The following is a 21,216-nucleotide window of genomic DNA, read 5'->3' as shown; positions in this document are numbered from 1 at the left end:
CACACTGTCTCCGGAGGACGGAAGGGAGACAGGCGATGATCACAGGCTTCACGACCACAGCCCCTGCGGGCGGGGTCCTGCCCGCGGAGGTGCGGCAGGTGTTCGAGCGCTCGTCCGTGTGCGAGTACACCTCGCTGACCCGGGCCGGCCGCCCGGTGACCTGGCCGGTCACGCCGTACGTCGGCAAGGGCGGGACGCTCGACGTCACGACCGGCCTGTCCTACCCCGACAAGGCCGAACGCGCCCGCCGTGACCCGCGCGTGGCGCTGCTGTACTCCGACCCGGCGGGCAGCGGCCTCGACCGGGCGCCCGTGGTGCTCGTCCAGGGGCGGGCCGCCGTACGCGACGCCGACCTGCAGGCCAACACCGACCGGTACGTTCGCGAGGCGCCGGCCAAGGCCGGGAGCGGGCTCGCCGACGCGCCGCTGTTCCTGCTCAGGGGGCTGACCTGGTATTTCGCCCGCGTCTACGTGGAGGTGACCCCCGAACGCGTCACCTGGTGGCCGGAGGGCGACCTCTCCTCCGCGCCCCGCACCTGGACCTGCCCGGGCGGGACGAGCTTCCCCCGGTCCGACCTGGCGCCGTCGGGGCCCCGGCTGCCGAGCCGGTCGGCGCCGCCGGTGGACTGGCGGCCCTACGCCGCGCGGGCGATGGGGCTCGGCGCCCCCGTCGTCTCGATGGTGGCCGACGGCCTGCCGGTGACGGTGCGTGCCCGCTCGGTCGTCCGCACCAGGCGGGGGTTCGAGGTGCTGCTGCCCGCCGGGGTGACGGGCTCGCCGGGGCCGGTGTGCCTGACGTTCCACCGGTCCTCGGGGACCGGAGGGCAGGAGAACGTCGTGCTGCTGGGATCGACGACGGGCTCGGGCGACCTGCTGGAGGTCGAGGTGGAACGGGCGCTGAACGACTGGAGCCTGGCCGGCGGTGCGGTGGGCCGTACGTGGTCGTTCGTCCGGCACGCGAAGGAGCTGCGGAAGCGGGTCAGGGCGGAGGCCGCCCGCCGTGACCAGCCGGTGCCCGCCGTCCGCCGGTGACGCGCCTACTACATCTGCTAGTACACTCCGTCACTATGCGCGACCCCCGGGCATCATCGCAGGTCAGGTCGGCGGAGAACTCTGAACGGGTCGCCAGCCGTATCCAAGACCAAATGGACATCACAGTTACCGGATCCGGGCCCCTCCCGGCCGGCGGCCCGCACCCGGGCCTCATGCACACTCGGGCGCCGTCGTGAGCGCCCCTCGCTCGCGGCGCGTGCTCATCATCACCGCCGCCGTCGTCCTGGTCGCGGTGCTCGGCTACGCCGTGCCCGCCATCTCGCTCTCCGGCAAGGTTCCCCCGGGCACGCGCGTGGACGGCGTGGACATCGGCGGGCTGGCGCCCGAGGCCGCCCGCTCCCACCTCGACCGGCAGCTGGCCCAGCGCGTACGGCAGCCGATGACGCTGGTCGCGGGCGGCAAGCGGGTCCAGCTCACGCCCGCCGAGCTGGGGCTGGACTTCGACGCCCGGGCCACCATCGAGGCCGCGATGGCCGGGGCCGCCACCCCGGCCGGCATCGCCCGCTCCCTCTTCGGCAGCCGGCAGCTCCCGCCCCGGGTCATCGTGGACGAGCAGCGGCTGGCCGCCGGGCTCGCCGGCCTGGCCAAGAGCGTGGACACCAAGCCGGTGCAGGGCGGCGTCCGCTACCAGGGGCTGGAGCCGCGCACGGTCCTGCCCAAGCCCGGACGCGCGCTGGACCGCGACGGAGCGGCCCAGGCGGTGCGGGCGGCCTTCGCGGCCGGGCGCAGTTCCGTCGAGCTGAAGCTCCAGGTGACGCCTCCCGCGCTCACCGCCGCCCAGGTCAAGGAGGTCGCCTCCGCCACGGCGCGCACCGCGATCGCCTCCCCGCTCACGCTGGCCAGCGGCGGCAAGCAGGCCACCGTGTCCAGGGAGCAGCTGGCCGCCGGTCTCCGCTTCGTCCCCGACGGCAAGAACGGCCTGCGCCCGTCGTACGACGCCGGCAAGATCGCCGCGGACATGGCCAAGTCGCTGCTGATCACGCCGCCCAAGGACGCCTCCTTCACGATCGTCAAGGGCAAGCCGAAGGTCGTCCCCTCCAAGGCCGGCCACGGCGCCGACATCAAGACGCTCGGCCCGGCCATCGCCGAGGCCGTCGCGGCGGGCAGCCGCCGCGTCGACCTGCCCGCCACGGCCCGGCAGCCCCGGGTGACCACGGCCGAGGCGGCCAAGCTCGGCGTCAAGGAGCAGGTCAGCTCGTTCACCACCCAGCACCCGTGCTGCGCGCCCCGCGTGACCAACATCCACACCATCGCCGACATCGTGGACGGCTACGTGGTGCAGCCCGGGGAGACGTTCTCCCTCAACGACGTGGTCGGCAAGCGCGACAAGGCCCGCGGTTTCGTCGAGGCACCGATGATCCTCAACAACCGGTTCGTCAACGACGTCGGCGGCGGGGTCTCCCAGTTCGCCACCACCATGTTCAACGCCGTCTTCTTCGGCGGCTTCCAGGACGTCCAGCACCGGGCCCACCAGTACTACATCTCCCGCTACCCGGCCGGGCGCGAGTCCACGGTCTCCTTCCCCCAGCCGGACTTCCGCTGGCGCAACGACTCCCGCCACGGCGTCCTGATCAAGACCTCGTACACGAGCACCTCGGTCACCGTGCAGTTCTGGAGCACCAAGCGCTACGACATCGAGTCGCAGAGCTCCGACCGCTACAACGTCAAGCCCGTCGAGACCCTCAGCGAGAAGGGGGACGAGTGCATCCCCATGGACGGCTCGGAGGGCTTCGCCATCGACGTGTGGCGCATCTTCAAGAAGGACGGCAAGGTCCTGCGCAAGCAGCGCTTCCACACCGTCTACGACGCCGAACCCCGCCTCACCTGCGAGAAGTGACCTCGGGACCGGTGAGCGCGGGCGAGGGCGGTGTCGTCATCGGAGAAGGGCGTTGAGGCCGCCGTAGTCGAGGCCGCCGTCGAGCGTCGCGTACGTGCCGCCGCCGAGCAGTTCGGCGGCCGCCCGCGCGGCGCACGCGTAGGCGGCCTGGGCGATCGCCGAGCCGACGCTGACCCGCGCCACGCCGGCCGCCGCCAGCCGCTGCACCGGCGGGGCTCCGGGCCCGGCCATCACGTTCAGCGGCAGCGGCCCGCCGGCCAGGCGGGCGATGGCGTCCAGGTCCAGCAGGCCCGGCACGAACAGCCCGTCGGCCCCGGCCTCGGCGTAGACCCGCGCCCGCTCCTCGACCTCGGCGAGCCGGTCCCCCGGAGCACCGGCCAGGTAGACGTCGGTACGGGCGTTGACGAACAGCTCGACCCCCGCGGCGTCGGCCGCCGCCCGCGCCGCGGCGATGCGCCGGGCCTGGTCCGCGGGTGACAGCAGCGGCGCGCCGTCGGGGCCGGGGGAATCCTCGAGGTTGACGCCGACCGCGCCGGCCTCGATCACCGCGCGAACGGTGCCCGCGACGTCGCCGTACCCGCCCTCGATGTCGGCGGTGACCGGCACCGTCACGGCCGCCACGATGGCGGAGACGGCGGCCACCATCCGCTCCCGGCCGAGCCCTTCCGCGTCCGGCGCCCCGTTGGCCCAGGACACCCCGGCGCTGGTCGTCGCGATCGCCCGCGCGCCCGCGGCCTCGATCAGGGCGGCGGAGGCGGCGTCCCAGGCGTTGGGGAGCACGAGGACCGTGCCCTCGTGCAGGTCTCTGAACCGGGCGGCCTGGGTGACCGTGGTCGGCGTCATGCGGATCTCCTTGGCAAAGCAGCTCTACGGACACCAAAGGATCTTCCGTGCCGCAGGCTCAGGTCCGGCCATATCCGGACATCCCGCTGTGACCGTGCCGCTGCCCACCAGAGCGCACGCGACCTCGGAAACAGTCAGGGCGCGACTGACGGGCAACTCCCCCGTCGCGCGCCCCGACCAGCGTCCCCCGCCCGGACGCGAGGCCGGTCACCCGTGACCTCCCGCCCGGTCGAGACCCTCGCGTCATGGAATCCGGGCGAGGAGCTTCTTCATCTGCGTCACCTGGGCCTGCTGTTCCTTCATGATCCGATCGGCCAGCTTCTTCGCCTTCGAACTCTTCCCGTGCTTCCGCTCGACCCGCGCCATGGCGATCGCCTCCTCGTGATGATCGGCCATCATCGTGAGGAACTCCTTGTCGAAGGCCGAGCCCCGGGCGTCCAGCAGTGTCTTGATGTTCGCGTCGGATATGCCGGCCGCCGCCTCGTGCCCCGCCTCGCTGATCGGCGTGGTCTTGCCCCACTCCTTCAACCAGCCCTGCAGGGTCTCGATCTCCGGCTGCTGCCCGGACTTGATCTTCTCCGCCAGTTCTTTGGTCTCCTCGTACGTTGCCCGCGTCGTGGCCAGCTCGGCCATCTCGATGGCTTCCTGGTGGTGCGCGATCATCATCTGCGCGAACATCACGTCGGCGTCGTCGAAAGCGGGTTTCGACTGAGCGCTCGCCGTCGCGACCGGCACGGCTCCGGACATCATGGTCGTGTCCCGCCGCGCCGGGCTACTGCCGCAGGCGGCGAGGGCGAACGCCCCCACCGCCAAGGACGTGGCCAGTGAGACGCCGTGCACTGCCGCTGGTTTTATGGTCATCGCCGCTGAACCCCCCGATTTCAGCACGTCAGCCCAAGCCGTCTACGCGGGGCTGACCTGGCCATATGTTCCCCGGGAAGGGCCGTTGCTACCGTGCTGGGAGCGTCAGGAACCGGCCGTGGAGCGCGTTCGTTGTGCGGGGCAGACGGACCACCGAGCGTCGGGGAGTTCAGCATGGCGATCACCGGCATCATTTCCGGACTCATCATCGGCATCGTGATCGGCGCCCTCGGGCGGCTGGTCATCCCGGGGCGGCAGCGCATCCCCATCTGGCTGACGATCGCGATCGGCGTCGTCGCGGCGCTCGTCGGCACCGCGATCGCCTCCGTTCTGGGCGTCGCCGAGACCGGCGGCGTCGACTGGATCGAGCTCGCCATCCAGGTCGCCCTGGCGGCCCTCGGCGTCTCGCTGACGGTCGGCCTCTACGGCGGCAAGCGGCGAAGGTAGCGGCGGCAGCCGTCCCCGTCAGGGGCCCTTGCCGCCCGCGGGCGCGGGCTCGCGCGTCAGCAGCTGGTCGAGCTTGGCGTTGACCGCCGCCAGCTCCTGCTTCACCTCTTCCAGCTCCGCCTGCGCGCGGGTCTCCGCGGGGGACGGCTCCGTCTCGTGCATGGCGTTGACCACCACCGCGATGAACAGGTTCAGCGCGACGAAGGTGGACATCAGGATGTAGACGATGAAGAAGACCCACGCCCACGGCTTGTGCTCCATCACCTCCTGCGCGACGTTGCCCCAGTCGTCGCCGGTCATGATCTGGAACAGGGTGAACAGCGAGCGCGGCAGGTCGGCGAAGCGGTCGGGCACGAGCTCCCCGAACAGCTTCGTGGAGATCACCGCCGCGATGTAGATCATCAGCACCAGCAGGCCGATGATGGAGGCCATCCCGGGCATGGCGGTCAGCAGCGCGCCCACCACGCGCCGCATGCTGGGCACCGCCGAGACCAGCCGCAGCGCCCGCAGGATGCGCAGCGATCGCAGCACCGACGTGGGCCCGGAGGCCGGGACGAGCGCGATGCCCACGATCGCGGCGTCGAACCAGTTCCACGGGTCGGCGAAGAACGACTTGCGGTAGGCGTACAGGCGGGCGGCGATCTCGACCGTGAAGATCGCCAGCGCGATCCGGTCGACGGCGTGCAGCAGCCCGCCGACCTGCGCCATCAGGTCCGCGCTCGTCTCGCATCCGATGGTGATCGCGTTGATGACGATCACGGCGATGACGCCGCGCTGCACGAACTTGCTCTCCAGGACGGCACGAACGCGTTCTGGCCCTGACAACTTCTACCGCCCCCAGGTGACGACCACAATTATTGATCATCGTAGTGGGCCGCGGCGCCCGCGCCGGCTGGGCCGGAGGTCCGGGATCGCCGTGGCGAGCGGCGCACCCGTACGATGTGGCCATGGTGGCACGGCTGATCGTCATGATCGGTTACGACGGCATCGAGCTCGTTGACGTGGCGTCCGTGACGACCGGGTTCGACCACGCCAACCAGCAGGGCGCCGACCCGGCGTACGAGGTGGTGTTCGCGACGCCGATGGGCCGGCCCGTGCGCTGCGACTCCGGGCTCGAGCTGTCCGGGCAGCACCGGATCGACCGGATGGACGGCCCCATCGACACCCTGGTCGTCTCCGGCGGGCGGGGACACGCGGCCGCCGCCGCCAACCCCCGGTTCGTCAGCCAGGTCCTGCGGCTCGCCGGGCTGTCGCGGCGGGTCGCGTCGGTGTGCACCGGGGCGACGGTGCTGGCCGCCACCGGGCTGCTCGACCACCGCCGGGCCACCACGCACTGGCACTACGCGGGGCAGCTCGCCGCGCGCTACCCGCGGGTCGACGTCGATCCGGCGCCGATCTTCATCCGGGACGGCGCGGTCGCGACCTCGGGCGGGGTCACCGCCGCCCTCGACCTCACGCTGGCCTTCATCGAGGAGGACCACGGGGCCGAGCTCGCCCGCCGCGTGGCCATGGGCATGGTCGCCTACCTGAAGCGCCCCGGCAACCAGGCGCAGGTGAGCCTGTTCAACCGGATCCCGCGCTCCGACCAGGCCCTGGTCCGGCGGGTCATCGACCACGTGATCAGCAACCTCACCGGCGACCTGAGCGTGCCCCGGCTGGCCGCGCTCGCCGGGGTGAGCGAGCGGCACCTGAGCAGGCTGTTCGTCGAGCACGTGGGCCGGACTCCGTCGCGGCTGGTCCGCGACGCGCGGCTGGAGGCGGCCTCCCAGCTGCTGGCCGGATCGCGCGAGCCGGTCGCGGCCATCGCCCGCCGGTGCGGGTTCACCTCCGCCGAGTCCTTACGGCAGGCGTTCGTGGCGTGGGCCGGCGTCTCGCCGTCGCAGTTCCGCTCCAGGGCCGTCGGACGCGAGCCCGGCCCCTGATCAGGTGAGGTCTCCGGTCACGTCCGGGACCGGCGTCTCCACCCGCGGCAGCCTCCGGTAGCCGCTGGGGGCGGGCCGCGGCGGGATCTTCAGGGGCGCCCGTCGCACCTCCTCGTACGGGATCGTGGACAGCAGGTGGGAGATCATGTTGATCCTGGCCCGCCGCTTGTCCGCGCTCTCCACCTCGTACCACGGCGCCTCGGGGATGTGCGTGTGGATCATCATCTCGTCCTTGGCCCGCGAGTACTCCTCCCACCGCGTGATCGACTCCAGGTCCATCTCCGACAGCTTCCACCGCCGCATCGGATCCTCCAGCCTCGACCGGAACCGCCGCTCCTGCTCGTCGTCGCTCACCGAGAACCAGTACTTGCGCAGCAGGATCCCGTCCTCCACCAGCAACCGCTCGAAGATCGGGCACTGGTGCAGGAAGCGGGTGTACTCCTCCTGCGTGCAGAACCCCATGACCCGCTCCACCCCGGCGCGGTTGTACCAGCTCCGGTCGAACAGCACGATCTGCCCCGCGGCCGGCAGGTGCTCCACGTAGCGCTGGAAGTACCACTGCGTCCGCTCCCGCTCGGTGGGCGCGGGCAGCGCCGCGATCCTGGCCACGCGCGGGTTGAGATATTCGGCGACCCGCTTGATCGTGCCCCCTTTGCCCGCCGCGTCCCTCCCCTCGAAGATCACGACCACCCGCTGCCCCTCCGCCTTCACCCACTCCTGCAGCTTCACCAGCTCACCCTGCAACTGGAGCAGCCGCTTCTCGTAAGGCTTGCGCCGCAATCCGTCAGAACTCATGCCTTCGGACTCCCTCCACCGGTCAGGGCGCGTGATGCTGGCGCCCGCGTGCCATCATGCGCCATCCTCGGGCGTGATCCGTTTTCTGCCCGGCCTGGCCACCCTGACCGCCTATCGGCGCGAATGGCTGCGTGGCGACGTGCTCGCCGGGCTGACCGTCGCCGCCTACCTGGTCCCCCAGGTCATGGCCTACGCCACCGTGGCCGGGCTGCCGCCGGTGACCGGGCTGTGGGCGATCCTGGCCCCGCTGGCCCTGTACGCCCTGCTGGGCTCCTCCCGCCAGCTGTCGGTCGGGCCCGAGTCGACGACCGCGCTGATGACCGCCACCGCCATCGGCCCCCTGGCCGCCGGGAACCCGGCCGGATACGCCTCCCTGGCCGCCTCGCTGGCCCTCATCGTCGGGCTGCTCTGCCTGGGCTGCCGGCTGCTGCGGCTGGGCTTCGTCGCGGACCTGCTGTCCAGGCCGATCCTCGTCGGCTACCTCGCCGGCGTGGCCGTCATCATGATCGCGAGCCAGCTCGGCAAGCTCATCGGCGCCCCGGTGACGGGAGAGTCCCTCATCGAGCAGGTGTCGTCGTTCGTCCATCTGCTGCCCCGCGCTCATCCCGGCACCGTCATCATGGCGGCCGCGGTGCTCGCCTTCCTGTTCCTGCTGCAGTGGCGGCTGCCCGCGGCCCCGGCGCCCCTGCTCGCCGTGCTGCTGGCCACGCTCAGCGTGGCGGTGTTCCACCTGGAGGCGCGGGGCATCAAGGTGGTCGGCGCGATCCCCGCCGGGCTGCCCGCCCCCTCGCTGCCCCCGCTGGAGAACCTGCTGCTGCCCGCCGTCGGCGTCTTCCTCGTCGGCTACAGCGACAACATGCTGACCGCCCGCTCCTTCGCCGCCCGCCACCACCAGGAGGTCGACGCCAACCAGGAGCTCCTCGCGCTGGGCGCGGCCAACCTGGGCGCGGGCGCGCTGCACGGCTTCCCCGTCAGCAGCAGCGGCAGCCGCACCGCCCTCGCCGACGCGGCCGGCGCCCGCACCCAGCTGTACTCGCTCATCTGCCTGGTCGCCGTCGTCGCGGTGCTCATGTTCGCCGGGCCGCTGCTGGCCGACTTCCCCACCGCCGCCCTCGGCGCGATCGTCGTGTACGCCGCCACCCGGCTCGTCTCACTGCCCGACTTCGTGCGGCTGGCCCGCTTCCGCCGCACCGAGCTCCTGCTCGCCCTCGGCGCCTTCGCCGGGGTCCTGATCTTCGACATCCTGTACGGCATCCTGCTCGCCGTGGCCCTGTCGGTCGCCGAGATGCTCGCCCGGGTGGCCCGCCCGCATGACGCGATCCTGGGCGTGGTGCCGGGCCTGGCGGGCATGCACGACATCGACGACTATCCGGCCGCCCGCACCATCCCCGGCCTGGTGATCTACCGCTACGACTCGCCGCTGTTCTTCGCCAACGCCCAGGACTTCCACCGCCGCGCCCTGGCCGCCGTCGACCAGCAGGACACCCCCGTCCGCTGGTTCGTCCTGAACGCCGAGGCCAACGTAGAGGTGGACATCACCGCCCTGGACGCCGTCGACTCCCTGCGCCAGGAGCTGGAGCGGCGCGGCATCGTCTTCGCCATGGCCAGGGTCAAGCAGGACCTGCGCACGTACCTGGACGCGTACGGCCTGACCGCCACGGTCGGCGAGCAGCGGCTCTTCCCCACGCTCCCGACCGCGGTCGCCGCCTACCGGCAGTGGGCGCGCGAAGCGCCCTGATCAGCGCTCATCGCGGGGAGGGGCCGAGCGCGCGAGGGGCGTCCACGGCGGCCAGCCTGAGTTGCAGGCGGGTGTGGAAGGACAGCGTGGAGACGAGCGTCTGGTGGCCGGCCCGCGGCATGGCGGTGCGGAACGCCTCGTGGAGCAGGTCGTCGGCGCCGGCGACGCATCTGATCTCGTGGCTGACGGTGAGAGCGCGCCGGAGGTAGCGCGTGGTCTCCGCGTTCCGCCCAGAGGCCAGGCTGGCGAACCCCATGGCGGTGAGCGCGAGGCTTTCGCTCCAGCGGTCGCCGATCTCGCGGGAGATGGCGAGCGCCTGGCACAGCGGGTGGGACGGGTCCCCGTACTCGCCGTCGATCAGCAGGCCGAGGCCGATCACGATGAGGGCCATGCTCTCCCCCCAGCGGTCGCCCATCTCCCGGGAGATGGTGAGGGCCCGGTAGAGAGGGCGGGTGGCTTCCGCGCCGTAGCCGCCGGTCAGGCGGGTGAAGCCGATGGCGGTGAGGGCCAGGCTCTCGCCCCAGCGGTCGCCGATCTCGCAGGTGATGGCGAGCGCCCTCTTGAGGTGGACCATGCTCGCGCTGTGGTGCCCGAGCTGGCGGTAGGCGTTGCCGATGCCGACGAGCGCGCGGCCCTGGCCGCACAGGTCGCCCGCCTCCCGGTAGCGGGCGAGGGAGCGCTGCTGCTGGCGCAGCGCCTCGGCGAAGTGGCCCGCGCGGTCGTGGATGAACCCCAGATGGTTGCGCGTCTTGGCCTCGCCCCAGCCGTCGCCGCTCTCCTGGTCGAGGACGAGCGCCCGGCCGTGGTGGTCCAGCGCCTCGGAGAGGTGCCCGGCCCGCCAGTACGCGAAGCCGAGGTTCTTCATCGTCTCGGCCAGGACGCGGGGGTCCCCGGTGTCGCGCGCGGCGTCGAGCGCCCGGAGATGCGTGTCGATCCAGTCGCGGACGTGCCCGGTGATGAGGAAGAACCGCCAGAGCGCATGCGCCAGCCGCCAGGTGAAGTCGTCCCAGCCGTGCTCGGCCGACAGCGCGACGGCCGCCACGAGGCCGGCCCGTTCCTCCTCCACCCACATCAGCGCGCCTTCCGGGCCTTCCAGCGCGGGCGGCTCCGCGGGGGCGCGGTCGATCACGTCGGGGAAGCGTCTCCTGGTGGGTTCGACGAGGTCAGCGGCGCGGCTCGCCGTGTGGAGGTACCAGTTCAGCACGCGACGGACGGCGGCCGTCCGTTCGGCCGCGCCGTCGGTCTGGGCGCTCTGCTCGGCGGCGTACGCGTGGAGCAGGTCGTGGAAGCGGTGCCGTTCCCGGCCCTGTTCACGGCCCTGTTCACCGCTGGGCCTCTCCAGCAGCGACCGGTCGGCCAGGACGTCGAGCAGCCGCCGCGCCTCGGCGACCGGGACGCCCGCCAGCGCGGCCGCCGCCCCCGGGCCGACGTCGGGACCGGGGTGCAGGCTCAGCAGGCGGAACATGCGGGCCGCCGGCGGCTCCAGCGCCAGGTACGACCAGGAGAGCACCGCCCGCACGCTCGCCTCGTGGTCGTCGGAGGTGTCCAGCGCGTCCAGCCGGGTCCGCTGGGCCCGCACCTCCTCGGCCAGGCTCCGCAACGGGCTGTCCGGGCGGTACATCGCGTGCTCGGCCGCGATCGTCAGCGCCAGCGGCAGGTGGACGCACGACCGAGCCAGCTCGGCGGCGGCCCACGGCTCGGCGCCGATCCGTTCCGGGCCGAGGATCGCGGCCAGCAGGGCGCTCGACTCGCCGGGCGAGAACCGGCCGAGCACGAGGGGCCGCGCCCCCTCCCGCACGGCCAGGCCGCGCAGCTGGTTGCGGCTGGTGACCAGCACGAACGAGCGCGAGCCCGGCAGCAGCGGACGCACCTGGGCCGCGTCGCGGGCGTTGTCGAGCAGCATCAGGACCCGCCGCCCGGCCAGCACGCTGCGCAGCAGCGCCGAGCGGGCGTCCGTCTCCTTGGGAACCCGTTGCCCGACCACGCCCAGCGCGTTGAGCAGCAGCTCCAGCGCGGCATGGGGCTCGACGGGGTTGCCCGGGCCGAAGCCGCGCAGGTTGAGATGGAGCACGCCGTCGGGGAACCGGTCGGCGACCGAGTGCGCCCAGTGCACGGCCAGCGCCGTCTTGCCCACCCCGCCCATGCCGCTGACGGCGGCGATCACGATCGGCGGCGACGCGTGAGCGTCCTCGCGGTCGAGGAGGGCGTTCAGGGCCGCGAGCTCGTCGCGGCGCCCGGTGAAGGAGGCGACGTCGGAGGGGAGCTGCCGCGGGCGTACCGGGCTCGGCGGCGGATCGTCCGGCTGGGAGGCCGGCGGGAGGTGGCCGTCATCGAGCACGCGCGCCGCGTCGGGGTCGCCGGCCAGGATGGCGGAGTGCAGGCGGGCCAGCTCCTGGCCGGGGTCGACGCCCAGCTCGTCGCGCAGGAGGGCGACGACGCTCCGGTACGTCTCCAGCGCCTCCGCCCGGCGGCCGGACCGATGCAGCGCGACCAGGAGCTGCGCCCACAGCCGCTCGTGGAACGGATGCTCCGCGGTCGCCTCCTTGAGCACCTTGACCATCTCGTCGTCGCGGCCGAGCCGCAGGCCGAGCTGGAACCACCGGTCGACGGCCCGCAGCCGCTCCTCCACGACCGGCGGCACCTCGTCACGGTGCAGCGACTCCGACGGAACGCCGGCCAGCACGGGGCCGCGCCACAGCCCCAGCGCGCGGCCGAGGAGATCCGCCGCGCCGGCGGCGTCCGTGCCGGCGCCGGCGCGCGCGACCAGCGCCCGGAACCGCGACAGGTCCAGCGCCTCCGGCGGCACATCGATGACGTAGCCGTCGTCGGACGTGCGGATCAGCCGGTGGGAGCCGTCACCGCCCGGGTCCTCGCCCAGCGCGCGCCGCAACCGCGCCACGTGGGTGTACAACGCGCTGCGGGCGTTGTGGGGAACGTCGTCGGCCCACAGCCGCTCGATCAGCTCGTCCGGCGAGACGTTCCGGTTGGCGCGCAGGAGCAGCGTGGCGAGCACGATCCGCTGCTTGGCCGCCGGAAGGGAGATCGGCCGGCCGTCACGTACGACCTCGAGCGGGCCCAAAATCCCGAACCGAAATCCGGCATTCGACCTTATGTCCACATTCATCCTGACGTCGCGAAGTGATGGACGACAGCACGGGCGGGTGGAGCGTCGTCGTGCCGCAACGGGTCCATCGGCACGTGCCGCTACGAACCACGGTAGCCACCGGCGATGCCATCGTTCTTGCACAAACCTTGCGTCGCGCGGGCCGCCTCCTTTCGCCGGGTTCCGGCGTGGCCCGCGCGACAGGTTCAGGACAGGTCCACGAAAGGAGCCGATGGGATCGTGAGAGCCGGACGACATCGCTGAGCCCGCTGGGAGGACTCTGTGGAAGGCATGCGGATCACGGCGCTGATGGCCGCAACGCTGTCGATGGGCCTCGTGGCGGGGATCTTCGGCCTGTACGCGCACACGATCATGCCGGGCCTCGGGCGGACCGACGACCGCACGTTCGTGGCCGCGTTCCAGTCGATCGACCGGGCGATCATCAATCCGTGGTTCATGGCGGGCGGCTTCTTCGGCGCGCTCCTGTTCACGATCCTCGCCGCGGTGGCCTACCTCGGCCGCCCGGCCCTGCCGTGGATCGTCGCCGCGCTCATCCTGTACGCGATCACCGTCGTCATCACCCTGGCGGTCAACGTGCCGCTCAACGACGCGATCAAGGCGGCGGGAGATCCCGGCCGCATCGACGTGGCCGCGGTCCGCGAGGCGTTCGGCGAGATGCGGTGGCGGAGCTGGAACCTCGTCCGCGTGGTCGCCTCCACAACCGCGTTCGGCCTGCTCGCCTGGGCTCTCACGTTGTCAGGAAAATAGAGCCGGCCCCTGACACGCCTTTCCATCCAAACCGTAGGCGTCCGGGTGATGGTTTTCCGGCCGGGGTGTCGGTCACGATGTGTGCGTGTCCATGTGGCGACTGTGGCCGGGCCCGTCAGGGTGGTCGCGGCGGGTTCCGGCGGGAGTGGCGATCCTCCTGGTGGTGCTGGGCGTGGTGGCGACCGCCGCCGGGCTGGACGCGCCGTCGGACGGCAGCGTGGTGCCGCTGGGCTGGCGCGCCGACGGCGTGGTGGTGAACGTCCCGGGCACCCCGGCAGACGTCGCCGGCACTCCGGCGGACATCCCCGGCACCCCCGTGGAGGTCCCCGGCGCCCCCGTGAGCGTGCCGGGCGCTCCCGGCGGGGTGGGGCTGCGGACCGGTGATCTGGTGACCGGTGTGGCCGGGCATCGGCTCGCCGACGGCCTGGGCGTCGTCCCCCGTCCGCGGCCGGGCACGACCCTGGTCTACGACGTGGTCCGCGAGCGGCCGACGACGGTGGCGGTCCGGGTCGGCCGCCCCGATCCGTACCCGCTGCTCATGGAGGGCTGGGGCGACCTCGTCTTCGTGCTCGCGCTGGCCGGGCTGGCCGTCGCGCTGTATCTGCGGCGGCCCGAGGAGCCCGCGACGGCTCCGCTGCTCGTGCTCGCGGCGGGCCTGCTGGGCAGCACGCTCACCGTCACCGCCGGGCTGCCCGTCCTGGCCCTGGCCACCGGCGGCGCCCAGCTGTGGCTGTTCCACCTCAACACGGTCGTGGCGTACTCGATCTCCTGGGGAGGGCTGCTGGCCTTCACGATCGCGTTCACCGCGCCCCGGCCGCTGCCGGCCCGCAGCCGGCGGGCCATGGCCGTCGCGTACGCCGCGCCGCCGGCCGCGATGGCACTCTGGAGCGCGCTCGCCGCACCGCTGGCGCCCAACGCGCTCGGCTGGCTGGGTCTGGTGCACGGCGGCCAGACTGCGGTCGTGGCGGCCGTCCTGGTCACCAGCACGGTGTGGGGCCTCGCCGCCTACCGCCGCAACCCCGATCCGCTGATGCGCGCCCGGATGCGCTGGCTGGTGGCGGGCGGCGCGGTCGCGACGCTGCTGAGCCTGGCCGGCTGGCACCTTCCCGAGCTGCTCGCCGCGGCGCGTCCCCTGCCGCCGGGAGCCCTCGGGCTGTCGGGGCTGCCGTTCGTGGTCGGGATCGGGGTGGCGCTGCGCCGCCATCGCCTGTTCGACATCGAGCGGCTGGCGAACCGGTCGCTCGTGTACGCCAGCGTGGTCGCGATCCTGGTCGCCGGGTACGCGGCCGTCGTGGCGCTGCTGGTCAGCGGGCTGGGGTTGTCGCAGCCGGTGGCCGCCGCGCTCACCGCGGCCGGTGCGGCGCTCGCGCTGGCGCCGCTGCGCGCGCTGGCGCAGAGCACGGTCAACCGGGTGATGTACGGCGACCGCCGCGACCCGTCCGCGGCGCTGACCCGCCTCGGCACCCGCTTGCAGGCGGTGCTGCTGCCCGCCGACGTGCTGCCCGCGATCGTCGAGACCGTGGCCCGGTCGCTGCGCGTCCCGCACGCGGCCATCGACCTGGTGGACGGCTCCGGCGCCGGTCACCTGGCCACGCAGTACGGCGTCCCCGTCGGCGAGGTGCACGTCGAGCCGCTGCGCTACCACGGGACGCTCATCGGGCACCTGCGCGTCTCGGCCCGCGGCAGCGACGACCCGCTCGACCCCGTCGACCTCGGCCTGATCGCCTCCCTGGCGCAGCAGGTGGGCACCGCCGTGCAGGCGGTACGGCTGCATGACGACCTGGTCAGGTCCCGCGCCGAGGTCGTGGCCTCGCGCGAGGACGAGCGCCGCCGCTTACGCCGCGACCTGCACGACGGTCTCGGCCCGACCCTGGCCGCGATCCGGATCAAGGCCGGCCTCGCCGCGCGGGACGTGCCGCCCGGCTCGGCGGCGCGTCCGCTGCTCGACGAGATCTCCGCGGAGGCCGCCGCGTCGCTGACCGATGTGCGGCGCCTGGTCGAGGCGCTGCGCCCGCCCGCGCTGGACGAGCTCGGCGTCGTCGGCGCGATCCGGGCACGGGCCGCGGCCCTGTCGGGCGCCATGTCCATCGAGGTCGTCGGCGCCGAACCGCTGCCCGCGCTGCCGGCCGCGGTCGAGACGGCGGCCTACCGGATCGCCGTCGAGGCGATCACGAACGCGGTCCGCCACAGCCAGGCGACCCACTGCACGGCCACGGTCACGCCGTCGGACGGCGGCGTGGAGGTGACCGTGCGGGACAACGGCCGCGGGCTCGACCCCGATCGGACGGCCGGCGTGGGGATCCGCTCCATGCGGGAACGGGCCGCCGAGGTGGGCGGGGCCTGGTCGATGCGCTCCCCGCCCGGCGGCGGCACCCACATCCGCGCCTTTCTGCCGACGAGCCTGGGAGGGGACCATGATCAGGCTGATCCTCGCCGATGACCACCCCGTCTTCGTGTCGGGCCTGCGGGCCCTGCTCGACGCCGAGGCCGGGATGACCGTGCTGGCCGTGGCCGCCACCGGCGCGGACGCCCTGCGCCTGGCCGTGGAGCACCGGCCCGACGTCGCCGTGCTCGACGTGAACATGCCCGGCGGCGACGGCCTCACGGTCACCGCCCGGATGCGCGCCGCCGGCCTGCCCACCCGTTCGCTGATCCTGACCATGTACGACGACGACGAGAACGTCCTGGCCGCCCTGCGCGCGGGCGCCCACGGGTACGCGCTCAAGGGCGCCGGGCCCGAGGAGATCGTGGCCGCGGTACGCGCGGTCGCCCGTGGCGAGGCGGTCTTCGGCGCCGGCGTGGCCGCGCGGATCCTGGCCCACTTCGCCCGGGTCGCGGTGGCGTCGCCGTTCCCGCAGCTCACCGAGCGCGAGCACGACGTTCTGGGGCTCGTCGCCCGGGGCCTGGACAACATGGCGATCGCCCAGCGGCTCGGCGTGAGCGGCAAGACCGTACGCAACTACGTCTCGAACGTCCTGACGAAGCTGCACGTCACCGACCGATCGGCGGCCATCGTCCGGGCCCGCGAAGCGGGACTCGGCGGCGAACCCCGATAGCGGGGCCCGGCCTCCCGGGCCGGCTGGGACATCTGCCCCGTGACGCCGGGACGCGGCGGCGCCGACGCTGGCGGTCATGAGGACGCGGGTGGCCGGCGGGCTGTGCCTGCTGGCGTCGTCGGCGCTCTGCCTGGCCGGCTGCCTGGCGGGCGAGCCGGCCCTGTGCCCGGCCGGACGCCTGGCGGGCGGGCCGGCCCTCGGGTTCGTCCGCGTCACCGGTGCGTGGCTCGCCGTCGTGGCCGTCTCGCTGGTGTACCGCGACCTGTCCGCCTGGGGACCTCGCCACGCCGGCCGCGCGCCGGCCGCCGTGGTCCTGGCGCTGCTGGGCCTGGTCGCCTCGGCGGCGACGGTCGAGGCGGCGCTCCACGTCGCCGGCCCGGTCCTGCCGCCCGCGCTGGCCGTCGGCGCGGCCTCCGCCCTCGCGGGGCTGTCGTACGTGGCGGGCCGGGCCGGGCTGGCGCACCCGGTCATCGGCGGGATCGCGGCGGTGGCCGCCCTGCTCGGCGCGCTCACCGCCGACCTCGCCGTCCCCTACCTCCTCGGCGCCGCCCCACTCGGCGCCGCCCTGCTCGTCAAGGCGCTCCGCTCCCCGTCGAAAGGACAGGAACCATGAGAATCGTCTACAAGGTCTTGGCGTACGCCGTCGCCGTCGAGGTCGCCGTCCAGGCGGCGGCGATCGTCCTGGCCATCGCCGGGCTCGGCAAGTGGGTCTCGGCCGGCAACGTGTTCGACAAGGCCGTCATGGAGAGCGACGACCTGGCCTTCCCGGAGGTCGTCGGCCTCATCGTGCACGGCATCAACGGCGGGCTCGTCATTCCGGTCGTCGCCCTCCTCCTCCTGATCGTCTCGTTCTTCGCCCGGATCCCCGGCGGGGTCAAGTTCGCCGCGTTCGTGCTGCTCCTCGTCGCCGTCCAGGCGATGCTCGGCTACTCGGGCCACGACCTGCCGTGGGTGGGCGGGCTGCACGGGCTCAACGCGATGGCGCTGTTCGCGGTCGCCCTGCACGCGGCCCGGCGCGCCCGGCCCGTCGCCGCCGAGGCGCCCGCCTCGGCGGCGGTGTGAGGGTCATGGTCCTCACCCGTCGCGTGCGGCTGGTCGCGGCCTGCGCCGCGACGCTGGCCGTCGTCGTCCCGCTGGGCTGGCTGTGGCAGGCGAGCCGGCTGCCGCGGTCGTACTCCGTCATGGACATGGGGTACGCCGACGGCGGCCGGCAGGCGGTCGCGCCGCACCACCACCGGAACGCTGCCACCCGCGACATCACCACCCTGGTCGCCGACCCGGCGCGCAGGCCGGACGTCGAGGTGACGCTGACGGCGCGCGAGCAGCGCGTGCGGCTGGCGTCGGGCCGCGAGATCGGCGGGTACACCTTCAACGGCCGCTCCCCCGGCCCGCAGATCACGGCCGTGGCGGGCCAGCTCGTACAGGTGCGGCTGGTCAACGCGTCGGTGCCCGGCGGGGTCACCCTGCACTGGCACGGCGTGGACGTCCCGGGCGGCGAGGACGGCGTCGCCGGGGTCACCCAGGACGCGGTCCGGATCGGCCGGCACTTCGTCTACCGGTTCGTCGTCCGCCGGGCCGGGACGTTCTGGTACCACTCCCACCAGCTGTCGCACGAGCAGGTCGCGGGCGGCCTCTTCGGCGCCCTGGTCGTGCGGCCCGCGCCCCCGCAGGCCGCGCTCGACGTCGTCGCCCTGTCGCACCTCTACCACGGGATCCGCACCGTCAACGGGTCCGAGTCCGACGTCACCGTCCCGGCCCCGCCCGGTGCCACGGCGCGGGTACGCGTGATCAACACCGACAACGGCCCCACCCCGGTGTGGGTCACGGGGGCCGCGTGGCGCCTGGTCGCCGTGGACGGCACCGATCTGCGCGGCCCCACGGCCATCGAGCACGCCGCCGTCCTCCTGACGGCGGGCGGCCGGGCCGACCTCGAGGTGACCATGCCGTCCGGCGGCGGCTCCGTACGGGTGCAGATCGGCGGGCCGCTGTCGGTGGTGCTCGGCCGCCCGTCCGGCGTCCCGGCGAGCGCCCGCCCGGCCGCCACGCTCGACCTGCTGACCTACGGCACCCCTGCGCCCCTCGGCTTCGACCCGGCGCACCCCGACCGCGCCTTCCGCTACGAGATGGGCCGCCGGCCGGGCTTCCTCGACGGCGTCCCCGGGCTGTACTGGACCGTCAACGGCCACATGTATCCGGACGTGCCGATGTTCACGGTCGCCGACGGCGACGTCGTCCGCATGACGATCGTCAACGACAGCGGCGAGGTGCACCCCATGCACCTGCACGGCCATCGCGCGGTGGTGCTGGCCCGCGACGGCGTGCCCGCCACCGGGAGCCCCTGGTGGGTCGACTCCCTGAACGTCGAGGACGGCGAGTCCTACGACATCGCCTTCCTCGCCGACAACCCCGGCATCTGGGTCGATCACTGCCACAACCTGCCGCACGCGCGTGAGGGGCTGCTCGTCCACCTCATGTACGAGAACGTCACCACCCCGTTCCTCATCGGCGGCCCGGCGGGCAACTCCCGAGAGTGAAGGAGGACACCGGTGAAGACAGACCCGCACCCGCTGCCCGCGTCGCTGCGCCGGCAGGCGGTGGCAAGCGGGGTCACGGGCCTGGTCGCGGACGCGTTCCTGGTCCTGTTCTACGTCGTCGCGCGGCCCTGGGCCGACGACCCCGGCGACAGCTGGCTCGGCCCGGCCAACGACGTCCTCGTCCTGCTCCAGTACCTGGCGCTCGTGCCGGTGGTCCGCGGCCTGGGCCTCCTCATGGCCGGCGACGCCCGCGCCCGCGGGTGGACCAGGGTCGGCCTGGTCGCCGCCGTCCTGGTCGTCGTGCTGCAGGCGCTGCTGCTCACGGGCCTGATGCCGTTCGAGTACCAGGTCGTCCCGGTGAGCCTGAGCGCCGTCGCCGGCATGTGCTGGGCGGGCGCGATCAGCGCCGCGGGGGCGCGCACCGGCACCCTGCCCGCGGCCGTGACCCGCCTCGGCCGCGCCATCGTGATCGGGCTGCCGGCCGCCGCCGGGGCGTTCGGCGTCGGCTTCCTCGTCACGGTCGTCTTCGACGTGTCGTGGGCCTGGGCCGCCGGCGGGATCCCGGGCGCCGTCGTCTGGACGATGTTCCCCGCCTGGACGCTGCTCGTGGGCCTGCGCCGGTGATGCCGGTGGGGGTGGGCGGCGCGGCCGGCACCGCGTCGCCCGTGATCACGGTCGGTTCAGGGTTGGTCGTAGTGGCCCGCGGCGATGTCCTCCAGGAGGGTGGGGCCGGTGGGCCGCCAGCCGAGCAGTTCGCGCGTGATCGTGCTCGTTGTTGGGAAGTCGGCGGCCAGAAACCCGCCGATGAACGGGATCTCGTCGGCGATCTGCTCCGCCGGGGCGGGCTTCGCCGGCACGCCGAGGCGGTCGGCGAGCGCTTCGGCGATCCGCCGGACGGGCACGCCCTCTTCGGCGGCGACGTGCAGGATCGTGCCGGCGGGGGCGTCCTCGAGCCCCAACCGGACCAGACGCGCGGCATCGGAGCGGTGGACGGCGGGCCAGCGGTTGTGCCCCTCGCCGGGGTAGACGGAGGCTCCGCGCCGTCGGGCGGCCTGGGCGATGATGGAGATGAAGCCGTGGTCGCCTTCGCCATGGACGGTCGGGGCGAAGCGGGCGGAAATCACCCGTACGCCACGGTCGGCGTAGGTGAGGGCGAGGTTCTCGGCACCGCCGCGCGGTGAGTCCGGGCCGACGGCGGGATTGGGATCCCGCTCTGTCGACGGGCGTCCGAGGCCGGGCAGAGCGAGGCCGGCCGCGAGCACGAACGGCCGATCGGACCCGGCGAGCGTGTCGCTGATGGTCTGGACCGCGGCCCGCTCGGCGCGGTTGGAGATCTCGGGGTGGGCGAAGTCGTGCTTGTTCGCGAGGTGGACGACGCCGTCGGCCGCGTTCGCGCCCTGGCGGATCTGGTCGAGGTCGTCGAGGTCGCCGGGGTGGACGTCCGCCCCGAGGTCCTTGATGACGGATGCCGATGCCTGGGAACGGGCCAGTCCGGTCACCTCATGACCGGCGGCGATGAGCTCGGCGACGACGGCGCGGCCGATGAATCCGGATGCTCCGGTGACGAAGACGTGCATGGTGGACTCGCTTCCAAGAATGATGTCAGGGGCTGACATCACCAGCATAGCCGTGATGTCAGGCTCTGTCATCACCTCGATTCGGGCTACGATCCGGACATGGCACGTTGGGCACCTGGAGCGTCGGATCGTCTGCAGCGGGCGGCGATGGAGCTGTTCGCCGAGGACGGCTTCGAGGCGACGACCGTGGCCGGGATCGCCGGGCGGGCCGGGGTGACCGAGCGGACGTTCTTCCGGCATTTCGCGGACAAGCGCGAGGTGCTGTTCGCCGGCGGGGAGCAGCTCGAAGCCGCCTTCGTGGGCGCGATCGCCGACGCCCCGGCGGACGCGTCCATGGCCGGTCTGCTTGCCGCGGCGCTCGACGCCGGGGGCCGGGTCCTGCAGGACGGACGGGGCCGGGATTTCTCTCGCATGCGGAACGGGATCATCACGGCGAACGAGCAGTTGCGGGAGCGCGAGCTGCTCAAGCTGGCCAAGCTCTCCCACGCCGTGACCGCCGCGCTCGTCGCCCGCGGCATCGCCCAGGCGACCGCTTCCCTGGCCGGCGAGCTGGGCGTTCTGGTGTTCAAAACGGCCTTCGCCCGGTGGATCGCGCCCGATGAGACCCGCGATCTGCTCGACCTGCAACGCGAAGGCCTCGCCGCCATCAGCGACCTGACCCGTGCCGAGACCGTGTGACCCGA

Annotated in this window: 19 protein-coding genes; 13 read left to right on the top strand and 6 right to left on the bottom strand. The window is 73.3% G+C overall.

Annotated features, from left to right (window positions below; translation table 11 throughout):
• The first annotated feature begins 35 nt into the window (after window positions 1-35).
• Together AB0J87_RS13310 and AB0J87_RS13305 are read left to right on the top strand one after the other, a co-directional pair.
• Window positions 36-1,031: a pyridoxamine 5'-phosphate oxidase family protein gene (locus AB0J87_RS13310; RefSeq protein ID WP_363964941.1), complete on the top strand. Its 996-nt coding sequence runs from the start codon at window positions 36-38 to the stop codon at window positions 1,029-1,031.
• Between the two features lie 193 nt (window positions 1,032-1,224).
• Entirely contained in the window at window positions 1,225-2,889 is a 1,665-nt protein-coding gene (locus AB0J87_RS13305) for a VanW family protein (protein WP_363964939.1), read from the top strand.
• 36 nt (window positions 2,890-2,925) lie between these two features.
• On the opposite strand, the gene AB0J87_RS13300 is transcribed toward AB0J87_RS13305, so the two are convergent.
• Both AB0J87_RS13300 and AB0J87_RS13295 read right to left on the bottom strand, forming a co-directional pair.
• A complete protein-coding gene (locus AB0J87_RS13300; RefSeq protein ID WP_363964937.1) occupies window positions 2,926-3,732 on the bottom strand; it encodes an isocitrate lyase/phosphoenolpyruvate mutase family protein in 807 nt (268 codons plus the stop codon).
• A 243-nt stretch (window positions 3,733-3,975) separates the two neighbouring features.
• Window positions 3,976-4,572 carry a DUF305 domain-containing protein gene (locus tag AB0J87_RS13295; RefSeq protein ID WP_363964935.1) on the bottom strand — a complete coding sequence of 199 codons (597 nt, stop codon included), beginning with the start codon at window positions 4,570-4,572 and terminating at the stop codon, window positions 3,976-3,978.
• Window positions 4,573-4,767: 195 nt separating this feature from the next.
• On the opposite strand from AB0J87_RS13295, the gene AB0J87_RS13290 reads away from it, so the two are divergent.
• The gene (locus tag AB0J87_RS13290; RefSeq protein WP_350737993.1) at window positions 4,768-5,040 is read left to right on the top strand and encodes a GlsB/YeaQ/YmgE family stress response membrane protein; all 273 of its coding nucleotides are present in this window, start codon (window positions 4,768-4,770) and stop codon (window positions 5,038-5,040) included.
• 18 nt (window positions 5,041-5,058) lie between these two features.
• Here AB0J87_RS13290 and AB0J87_RS13285 read toward each other — a convergent pair whose 3' ends face one another.
• A complete protein-coding gene (locus tag AB0J87_RS13285) occupies window positions 5,059-5,865 on the bottom strand; it encodes an ion transporter (RefSeq protein WP_363964933.1) in 807 nt (268 codons plus the stop codon).
• A gap of 122 nt (window positions 5,866-5,987) precedes the next feature.
• Here AB0J87_RS13285 and AB0J87_RS13280 point away from each other — a divergent pair, with 122 nt between their 5' ends.
• Entirely contained in the window at window positions 5,988-6,962 is a 975-nt protein-coding gene (locus AB0J87_RS13280; RefSeq protein WP_363964931.1) for a helix-turn-helix domain-containing protein, read from the top strand.
• Here the strand turns inward: AB0J87_RS13280 and ppk2 are convergent, their stop codons facing one another.
• A complete protein-coding gene (ppk2, locus tag AB0J87_RS13275) occupies window positions 6,963-7,757 on the bottom strand; it encodes a polyphosphate kinase 2 (protein WP_363964929.1) in 795 nt (264 codons plus the stop codon).
• A 73-nt stretch (window positions 7,758-7,830) separates the two neighbouring features.
• Between ppk2 and sulP the strand changes: the two genes are divergently transcribed.
• The gene (gene sulP, locus AB0J87_RS13270) at window positions 7,831-9,495 is read left to right on the top strand and encodes a sulfate permease (RefSeq protein ID WP_363964927.1); all 1,665 of its coding nucleotides are present in this window, start codon (window positions 7,831-7,833) and stop codon (window positions 9,493-9,495) included.
• A gap of 7 nt (window positions 9,496-9,502) precedes the next feature.
• Here the strand turns inward: sulP and AB0J87_RS13265 are convergent, their stop codons facing one another.
• Window positions 9,503-12,574 (bottom strand): BTAD domain-containing putative transcriptional regulator, encoded by a 3,072-nt coding sequence (locus AB0J87_RS13265; RefSeq protein ID WP_363964925.1) that lies wholly within the window; start codon window positions 12,572-12,574, stop codon window positions 9,503-9,505.
• A 315-nt stretch (window positions 12,575-12,889) separates the two neighbouring features.
• On the opposite strand from AB0J87_RS13265, the gene AB0J87_RS13260 reads away from it, so the two are divergent.
• From AB0J87_RS13260 to AB0J87_RS13230, 7 genes are all read left to right on the top strand, one after another.
• Window positions 12,890-13,366 (top strand): anthrone oxygenase family protein, encoded by a 477-nt coding sequence (locus tag AB0J87_RS13260; RefSeq protein WP_363965070.1) that lies wholly within the window; start codon window positions 12,890-12,892, stop codon window positions 13,364-13,366.
• Window positions 13,367-13,457: 91 nt separating this feature from the next.
• A complete protein-coding gene (locus AB0J87_RS13255) occupies window positions 13,458-15,806 on the top strand; it encodes a GAF domain-containing sensor histidine kinase (protein ID WP_363965068.1) in 2,349 nt (782 codons plus the stop codon).
• Window positions 15,781-16,422, top strand: a complete 642-nt coding sequence (locus AB0J87_RS13250) for a response regulator transcription factor (protein WP_363964923.1) — start codon at window positions 15,781-15,783, stop codon at window positions 16,420-16,422. Before AB0J87_RS13255 ends, AB0J87_RS13250 begins: the two co-directional genes overlap by 26 nt.
• 76 nt (window positions 16,423-16,498) lie before the next feature.
• The gene (locus AB0J87_RS13245; protein WP_363964921.1) at window positions 16,499-17,035 is read left to right on the top strand and encodes a hypothetical protein; all 537 of its coding nucleotides are present in this window, start codon (window positions 16,499-16,501) and stop codon (window positions 17,033-17,035) included.
• Window positions 17,032-17,484, top strand: coding sequence for a hypothetical protein (locus tag AB0J87_RS13240; protein WP_355195477.1), 453 nt, complete (start codon window positions 17,032-17,034; stop codon window positions 17,482-17,484). The genes AB0J87_RS13245 and AB0J87_RS13240 overlap by 4 nt, the downstream gene beginning before the upstream one ends.
• 5 nt (window positions 17,485-17,489) lie before the next feature.
• Window positions 17,490-18,956, top strand: coding sequence for a multicopper oxidase family protein (locus tag AB0J87_RS13235; RefSeq protein WP_363964919.1), 1,467 nt, complete (start codon window positions 17,490-17,492; stop codon window positions 18,954-18,956).
• A gap of 12 nt (window positions 18,957-18,968) precedes the next feature.
• Window positions 18,969-19,580 carry a hypothetical protein gene (locus AB0J87_RS13230; protein WP_363964917.1) on the top strand — a complete coding sequence of 204 codons (612 nt, stop codon included), beginning with the start codon at window positions 18,969-18,971 and terminating at the stop codon, window positions 19,578-19,580.
• Window positions 19,581-19,636: 56 nt separating this feature from the next.
• Here the strand turns inward: AB0J87_RS13230 and AB0J87_RS13225 are convergent, their stop codons facing one another.
• Window positions 19,637-20,572, bottom strand: a complete 936-nt coding sequence (locus tag AB0J87_RS13225) for an SDR family oxidoreductase (RefSeq protein WP_363964915.1) — start codon at window positions 20,570-20,572, stop codon at window positions 19,637-19,639.
• A 60-nt stretch (window positions 20,573-20,632) separates the two neighbouring features.
• Between AB0J87_RS13225 and AB0J87_RS13220 the strand changes: the two genes are divergently transcribed.
• Window positions 20,633-21,211, top strand: a complete 579-nt coding sequence (locus AB0J87_RS13220) for a helix-turn-helix domain-containing protein (protein ID WP_363964913.1) — start codon at window positions 20,633-20,635, stop codon at window positions 21,209-21,211.
• Window positions 21,212-21,216 lie beyond the last annotated feature (5 nt).

This window comes from Nonomuraea sp. NPDC049625 (assembly GCF_040675285.1).
Classification (GTDB): Bacteria; Actinomycetota; Actinomycetes; order Streptosporangiales; family Streptosporangiaceae; genus Nonomuraea; species Nonomuraea angiospora_A.
The sequence above is the reverse complement of the archived record's forward strand: the minus strand, read 5'-3'. Positions and strand labels throughout refer to the sequence as shown.

What these genes read in the sequence shown, in the direction of transcription:
- AB0J87_RS13310 (WP_363964941.1), top strand. Translation starts at nt 36, where the DNA reads ATGATCACAGGCTTCACGACCACAGCCCCTGCGGGCGGGGTCCTGCCC.
- AB0J87_RS13300 (WP_363964937.1), bottom strand. Translation starts at nt 3,732, where the DNA reads ATGACGCCGACCACGGTCACCCAGGCCGCCCGGTTCAGAGACCTGCAC.
- AB0J87_RS13290 (WP_350737993.1), top strand. Translation starts at nt 4,768, where the DNA reads ATGGCGATCACCGGCATCATTTCCGGACTCATCATCGGCATCGTGATC.
- AB0J87_RS13280 (WP_363964931.1), top strand. Translation starts at nt 5,988, where the DNA reads ATGGTGGCACGGCTGATCGTCATGATCGGTTACGACGGCATCGAGCTC.
- ppk2 (WP_363964929.1), bottom strand. Translation starts at nt 7,757, where the DNA reads ATGAGTTCTGACGGATTGCGGCGCAAGCCTTACGAGAAGCGGCTGCTC.
- AB0J87_RS13260 (WP_363965070.1), top strand. Translation starts at nt 12,890, where the DNA reads ATGCGGATCACGGCGCTGATGGCCGCAACGCTGTCGATGGGCCTCGTG.
- AB0J87_RS13255 (WP_363965068.1), top strand. Translation starts at nt 13,458, where the DNA reads ATGTGGCGACTGTGGCCGGGCCCGTCAGGGTGGTCGCGGCGGGTTCCG.
- AB0J87_RS13250 (WP_363964923.1), top strand. Translation starts at nt 15,781, where the DNA reads ATGATCAGGCTGATCCTCGCCGATGACCACCCCGTCTTCGTGTCGGGC.
- AB0J87_RS13245 (WP_363964921.1), top strand. Translation starts at nt 16,499, where the DNA reads ATGAGGACGCGGGTGGCCGGCGGGCTGTGCCTGCTGGCGTCGTCGGCG.
- AB0J87_RS13240 (WP_355195477.1), top strand. Translation starts at nt 17,032, where the DNA reads ATGAGAATCGTCTACAAGGTCTTGGCGTACGCCGTCGCCGTCGAGGTC.
- AB0J87_RS13235 (WP_363964919.1), top strand. Translation starts at nt 17,490, where the DNA reads ATGGTCCTCACCCGTCGCGTGCGGCTGGTCGCGGCCTGCGCCGCGACG.
- AB0J87_RS13225 (WP_363964915.1), bottom strand. Translation starts at nt 20,572, where the DNA reads ATGTCAGCCCCTGACATCATTCTTGGAAGCGAGTCCACCATGCACGTC.
- AB0J87_RS13220 (WP_363964913.1), top strand. Translation starts at nt 20,633, where the DNA reads ATGGCACGTTGGGCACCTGGAGCGTCGGATCGTCTGCAGCGGGCGGCG.